At 73.4% G+C, this 7,145-nt stretch carries 3 protein-coding genes; all 3 read left to right on the forward strand.

Translation table 11 applies throughout. The features are described 5' to 3' along the window. Positions 1-2,914, forward strand: a 2,914-nt coding sequence (locus AB0C12_RS44010; protein WP_360557211.1) for a BTAD domain-containing putative transcriptional regulator, incomplete at its 5' end; no start/stop codon positions are given. A 12-nt stretch (positions 2,915-2,926) separates the two neighbouring features. After that, positions 2,927-3,757, forward strand: a complete 831-nt coding sequence (locus AB0C12_RS44015) for a shikimate dehydrogenase (RefSeq protein WP_360557213.1) — start codon at positions 2,927-2,929, stop codon at positions 3,755-3,757. 147 nt (positions 3,758-3,904) lie between these two features. Continuing rightward, on the forward strand, positions 3,905-7,145 hold a 3,241-nt coding region (locus tag AB0C12_RS44020; RefSeq protein WP_360557214.1), incomplete at its 3' end, for an SDR family NAD(P)-dependent oxidoreductase.

The raw sequence follows: 7,145 nt of genomic DNA on the forward strand, positions 1-7,145 counted from the left end.
CGCGATGAGGTTCAACGTGCTGGGCCCGCTCGAAGCACTGTCCGCCGACGCTGTCGTGCCGCTCGGCGGTTTCAACCAACGAGCCACCCTCGGTGCCCTGCTGCTGCGGGCGAACACCGTTGTCGCGACCAGTCATCTGGTCAAGGCACTGTGGGACGAGGATCCGCCGATCACCGCCCGCAAGATGTTGCAGAACGCCGTTTCCGGCCTGCGGACCGTGCTGGCCGACCATGCCGACGGCACGACGGCGCTCCTCACCCACGCACCCGGATACGTGTTGCGGGTCGAACCGCAGGACGTCGACCTGCTGCGCTTCCAGGCGCTCGTCGACCAGGGCCGGACCGCTTCGGCCGCCGCCGAGTGGGAGGACGCGGAGACCGCGCTGCGGTCGGCCCTGGCACTGTGGCGCGGTCCGGCGCTCGCCGACCTCAGGGAGAGCGGCATCGGCTGGGCCGACCTGACCATGCTGGAGAACGCCCGGCTGTCCGCCCTCGAGGACTACGCCGAGGCGCAGCTGGCGGTCGGCCGGCACGTGGCCGTCGTCAACGACCTTGAGCAGATCGTCGCCGACGCGGACATTCCGCGCGAACGGATGTGCCGGCAGCTCATGCTCGCCCTGTACCGGTGCGGCCGGCAGGTCGACGCGCTGACCGTCTACCGCCGCAACCGTGCGGCGCTGGCCGAGAAGCTCGGCCTGGACCCGGGCCGCGAGCTGCAGGAGCTGGAGCGTGCGATCTTGTCCCACGACCCGGGCCTCGCCGCGCCGGCCGACCGGGCGGCCATCGAGGCGACCGGCCCGCAGACCGCCGGGGCCGAGCCGGGACGCCCGGTGGGCGGCCTCCGCATCGCCGGGGACTCCGAGGCGGCACCGCCGCGGCCCCCGGATCTCGCCGGGTCCGAGCCGCGGGAGGCCGCCGCCGAACGGAAACGGATCAGTGTGCTGCAGGTGCGGGTGAGTCTGAGGCCCGCTTTCGGCGACGATCCCGAGGCCGTCGACGAGAAGCTGGAGGCACTCACCCTGGGATTCCGCGACGAGGTCGAACGGTTCGGCGGAGTCGTGCAGGGGCTGTGGGCGGTGGGCTCCGGGTGGGTCGCCCTGTTCGGGGTGCCCCGCACCCGGGAGAACGACGCCGAGCGGGCCGTGCGGGCTGCGATGGCGGTCCGCGACCGCTTCGACCTGCTGGGCGAGGGTGACTCGGCCGAACCGGCCGTCAGCGCCAGCCTCGCCGTCGCCACGGGCGAGGTGCTCGTCACCAGCCGCAGCGCAGCCGATCCCGACGCCGTCGAGGTCACCGGTGGCCTGCTCGACCTCTCTCAGCGCCTGGTCGAGCTGGCCCCGGGCGGGCAGATCCGGGTGTGCGGGGTCACCCGGGAGGCCACCGAGCGGACCTTCGCGTTCGCCACCGGAGGCGACGGCGGCGATCTCGTGCTGACCGCCAGCGCGGAGACCGCCGAGCTGGACGGGATCCCGTTCCTGGAGCGCAACCGCGAGATCGTGGCGCTGAGCAACCTGCTCGACGATGTGCGCCAGCACCGCCGGCCGCATCTGGTGACCGTGCTCGGCGAGCCTGGCATCGGCAAGTCCCGTCTGGTGGAGGAGCTGCGTCAGCGGGTCACCCGGTCTCCCGGCCGGATGCGCTGGCTGGCCGGCCGGGCGCCGGCCTTCGGCGTCGACGTGACCACCACGGTCCTCGCGGAGGTGGTCCGGTCGTTCGCCGGGATCACCTTCACCGATCCGGACGTGGTCGCCCGCCGCCGGCTCAGTGAGGCCGTCCACGGCCTGGTCGCCGACCCGGAGGCGGCCGACCGGATCCTCGCTCACCTGCGGCCGCTGCTCGGCATCTCCATCAGCGATCGCGACCACAAGCAGAAGGGCAGCTCACCGAGCGACGACACACTCGCGGCCTGGCGGCGGTTGCTCGAAGAGATCGCCATCACCGCACCGCTCGTCGTCGCCATCGAGGATCTGCACCTGGCCGACAAGAGGTTTCTGGACTTCGTCGAGCACTTCGTCGATCGGACGGCCCGGATCCCCCTGCTGGTGCTCACCACCGCCCGGTCGGAGATGCTGCTGCACCGGCCGTACTGGAGCGGCGGCAAACGCAACGCCTTCATGCTGACCCTCGAACCGCTGTCGGACGAGGGAACCCGCCGCCTGCTCAAGGCCCTGGCCGTGCGCTACGACCTCTGCGCCGGGCCGGAGCCGTCGCCCGGGCGCCGCCGGCCGAACACCGACGGGTGCGTGGAACTGTTCGCCCGCATCGGTGGCAACCCGCTTTTCGCGGTCGAGTACTTCCGCATGCACCGCGAGATGGCCGAGGAGGCGTCGAGCCGGGGGGAGCGCTGGCAGGGCGAGGAAGGCGACGTCCTCTCGCTGCCGCCGCCGGTGCGCAGCGTCATCGCCGCCCGTCTGGATACTCTGCCGCCGGTCGAGAAGGCGGTCCTGCGGGACGCGGCGGTCATCGGTGAGACGGTATGGCCGTCCGCGGTGGCGGCGGTCGGCGGCCGCGACATCGCCGAAGTCACGCGCTGCCTCGAATATCTCGAACGCCGTGACTTCCTCTACCGCGTCGGCGATCGCACGGACATCGGTGAACCCGTGTCGGCCTTCCGGCACATGGTGGTCCGGGAGGTCGCGTACGCCCAGATGCCCCGGTCGGCGCGCGCCGAACGGCACCTGCGCGCGGCTCGCTGGGCCGAGCAGTGGGCCTCCAGCCGGTGTCCGGACCTTCCGGAACACCACTACCGGGAGGCGATCAGCCTGACTGCCGCGGCCGGACGCCATTCCGGCCGGATCCAGGCCATCGCCCGGGACGCCCTGCATCGTACGGGCGGTGGGCGCGAGCACGGTGACGGGTTCCTGGAGCTGATCCAGGCCCTCGACACCGGCCCGCGGTTCTCCGCGGCCTCGTAGGAGCGGACCGGCATGCGGTTCCTGGTCGGGCTCATCGGCGCCGACGTGGGCGGTTCGCTGAGCCGGCCCCTGCACGAGCGCGAGGCCACCGAACTCGGGCTCACCGTCCACTACCAGCCCGTCGAGGTGGGTGAGCGACCCGCGGTGGCCGAGCTCGCGGAGCTGCTGCGGGTCGCCCGGCGGCTCGGGTTCCGCGGGCTCAACGTCACGTACCCGTGCAAGCAGAGCGTCGTGCCGTTGCTCGACCGATTGTCCCCGGACGCGGCGCGGCTCGGCGCGGTCAACACGATCGTGTTCGACGGAGAGGCGGCCGTCGGGCACAACACGGACCGGGGCGGCTTCGCCGACAGCTTCTCGGCGGGGCTGCCGGGCGCGGCGCGCGACCGGGTGGTCCTGCTCGGGGCGGGCGGGGCGGGCGCGGCGGTCGGCCACGCGTTGCTGGACGCCGGAACGAGACGGCTCAGCCTGGTGGATCCCGATCCGGTGCGGGCCGAGCGCCTCGGGACGATGCTGGCCCACCACTTCGGACCGGACAGCGTCGTTCTCGGCGATACCGGTGAGCCCGTCGACGGACTGGTCAATGCCACGCCGATCGGCATGACCGCTCATCCCGGCATGCCGGTGCCGCCGGAGCGGGTGCGCCCCGGTATGTGGGTGGCCGACATCGTGTACCGCCCGGCGCTGACGCCGCTGCTGCGGCACGCTCGTGCCCTCGGCTGCCGGACGCTCCCGGGCGGGGGGATGCTCGCCCTCCAGGCCGCCCGCGGCTTCGCCCTCTTCACCGGGCACCGCCCGGACAGCTCGCGCATGCTGCGTCATCTCGAGGCGCTGCTCACCCACTGACTCCCGACGACCCGGCACAACTCAGGGTCCGCATAGGGGGGTGATTAGGGGACGTGAGCGGCTGGTCCCGCACCAGACTCGGCAACGGTACGGCTCGCCTCCGCGCGCCGCCGCCGTCATCACGGTTCGACCGAGAGGTGTGGTCCCATGCTGCGTACCGAGCTGATCCGGCCGTTGTCCGAGACCCTGCGGGCACATGCCGATCGCTACGCGGACAAGGTCGCCTTCAGCGACGCGCGGCAGAGCGTCACCTACGGGGAGCTGGAGCTGCGGACCCGCCGGCTCGCGGGACACCTCGCCGCGCTGCGCCTGCAGCCCGGCGACCGCGCGGCGATCCTGATGGGCAATTGCGTCGAAGCGGTGGAGAGCTACCTCGCGATCACCCGGGCGAGCGCTGTGGGGGTGCCGCTGAATCCCCGGCTGACCGCCGATGAGATCGCCTATCTGCTCGACGACAGCGGGGTGCGGGTGGTCATCGCCGATCCCGCCCGCGCGGAGCTCATCAGCGAGCTGCTGCCGAAGCGTCCGCACATCCGGCTCGTCGTCACCGGCAGCGCAGCCGTGCCGGCGCGTGCCACGGCGTACGCCACCCTCGTCACCACCGACCCCGCCGTACCCGCCCGCGACGACCTGGGGCTCGACGATGTCGCCTGGATGCTCTACACCTCGGGCACCACCGGCCGGCCCAAGGGCGTGCTGTCGACGCAGCGCAGCTGCCTGTGGTCCGTCGCCGCCTGCTACGTGCCCATCCCCGGACTGTCCGATCAGGACCGGGTGGTGTGGCCGCTGCCCCTCTTCCACAGCCTTGCGCACATCGCGTGCGTGCTGGCCGTCACCTCCGTCGGCGCTTCGGCCCGCATCGTCGACGGCATCTCGGCCGCCGAGGTCCTGGACGCGATCCGGGAGACCTCCGCCACGTTCCTCGCCGGAGTCCCCACCATGTACCACTATCTCGTCGAGGCGGCCCGGGAAAGCGGCTTCGACGCCCCCGACCTGAGGGTCTGCCTCGTCGGCGGGGCCATCACGACCGCCGCGCTGCGCCGGTCGTTCGAGGAGGCGTTCGGTGCCCCGCTGATCGACGCGTACGGCAGCACCGAGACGTGCGGCTCCATCACGATCAACTGGCCGACCGGCGCCCGGGTCGAAGGCTCCTGCGGCCTGCCGGTGCCCGGGCTCGGCGTCCGCCTGGTGGACCCGGAGACGCTCATCGACGTCCCGGCGGGCACCGAGGGCGAGGTCTGGGTTCGCGGCACCAGCGTGATGCTCGGCTACCACGGCCAGCCCGACGCCACCGCGGCCGCGTTCCACGACGGCTGGTACCGCACCGGCGACCTGGCCCGCCGGGACGACGCCGGGTACTTCACCATCACCGGCCGGATCAAGGAACTGATCATCCGCGGCGGGGAGAACATCCATCCCGCCGAGATCGAGGAGGCGATCCGGGCCGTGTCCGGCGTCGCCGACGTCGCCGTCGCCGGCCGGCCGCACGACATCCTCGGCGAGGTCCCGGTCGCGTTCATCGTGGCGGGCCGGGAGGGCTTCGATCCGGACGCCGTGTACGCCACCTGCCGCGCCCGGCTCGCCTACTTCAAGGTGCCCGAGGAGCTGTACGAGATCGCCGAGATCCCCCGGACAGCCTCCGGCAAGGTCACCCGGCACGTGCTGCTGACCCGGCCCACCCGGCTCCGGGCGACCGCCGGCGGCCACTACGAGAATCTGTTCCGCCTCGACTGGATCCCGCTGCCGTCAGCACCGGTCCCTGCGGCCGAAGACACCGGCGGATGGGCGTACGCCGGGGACGCCGGGTCGGCGCCGGCCACGCTGGCCCGCCGTTATCCGGACCTGACCGCGCTCGAGGCCGCCGTCGCCGGTGGCGAGCCGGCGCCGGAGGTGGTCGCCCTCGCCCTGCCGGATGCCACCGGTGATCCGATCGCGGCAGCTCGCGCCGCGCACGCCCGGCTTGCGGCCCTGGAGGTGTCCGGCGCCCGGATCCTGCTGCTCACCCGGCACGGCGTGACCGTCGGCGACAGCGAGGAGCCGGCCGCCGGGCCGGCAGCCGTCTGGGCACTGGCCCGAGGACTGCAGGCCGCCGGGGAGGAGCGGTTCTTCGTCGCCGACGTGGACGCCGTCGACGAGGCGACCACTGACGCGCTGCGCGGTGCCCTGGCCGCAGGTGAGCCGCAGGTGGCCGTACGGGGCGGCGTCGCGCTCGCCCCACGGCTGGTCCGGGTGGCGACGTCGTCCACTGCCACTGCCGCTCCCGGCACCGTCGACCCCAGCCGTACGGTGGTTGTCACCGGAGCCGACAGCCCGGTCGCTGCCGCGACAGCGCACCGCCTCGTGGCGCACGGTGCCCGGCGGCTGCTGCTGATCAGCCTGCGCGGTGACGCGGACGCTCCCGCGGCCGCCCTCCGCGAGGAACTGGCCGCGCTCGGCGTCAAGGTCCGCCTGGTGGCGTGCGACGTCGCGGACCGGGAGGCACTGGCCGCGGCGCTGGCCGCCGGCAAGCGGCCGATCGGGGTCGTGGTGCATGCACCGGGCCGCCCGGGCACGGACGACGCGCTGGCGGCGTTCGTCACCGGAGCCTCCGAGCTGGCCGGGCTGGCGCCCGCCGATCCCGCGGCCGAGCTGGTCGTACTCGCCCCCGCCGCCGACCTGATCGGCGGGGATCCTGCCGTCGCCGTGGCCGGTGCGCTGGCCGGCGTGGCCGTCCGGCGCCACCGGGCCCGGTGGCGCCGGACCCTCGCCCTGTCCTTCGGCCCCTGGGCAGGATCCGCCACCCCGACCGCCGGCGCCTCGTGGATCGGCGAACTGGCCGCGCCGGACGCCATGGCGATGCTGGACGCGGCCCGGACCATGGGCGACTCGGCATTGGTCGCACTGCGGATCGCGTCCGTCGCACCGCGCGGCACCCGGGTGCCCGCCGTGCTCCGCCGGCTCATCGACGCCCCAGCTCCGGCTGTCACCCTGCCCGGCGACAGCGGGCTGCGTGACCGCCTCGACGGCCTGGATCAGGACGGCCAGGTACGTGTGCTGGTCGATCTGGTGTGCCGGGAAGCGGCCGAGCTGACCGGGCTGCCCGGGGCCGTCCCCGCAGAGCGTGCTTTCAAGGACCTCGGCTTCACCTCGGTGACTGCCGTCGAGCTGCGCAACAGGCTCGTTGCCGCCACCGGTCTGCGGCTGCCGGCCACCATCGCGTTCGACTACCCCACACCCGCTGCTGTCGCGCGCTTCCTGCGCTCCGAGGTGTACGGCGGAACCGCACTGCCGATCCCGGCAGCCGGGCCGGGCGTGTCGGAGGAGCCGGTGGCGATTGTGGCGATGGCGTGCCGGTTGCCGGGTGGGGTGGTGTCGCCGGAGGGGTTGTGGGATGTGGTGTCCGGTGGTG

The sequence above is a fragment of the Actinoplanes sp. NPDC048967 genome, assembly GCF_040649415.1.
Taxonomy (GTDB): domain Bacteria; phylum Actinomycetota; class Actinomycetes; order Mycobacteriales; family Micromonosporaceae; genus Actinoplanes.

What these genes read in the sequence shown, in the direction of transcription:
- AB0C12_RS44015 (WP_360557213.1), top strand. Translation starts at nt 2,927, where the DNA reads ATGCGGTTCCTGGTCGGGCTCATCGGCGCCGACGTGGGCGGTTCGCTG.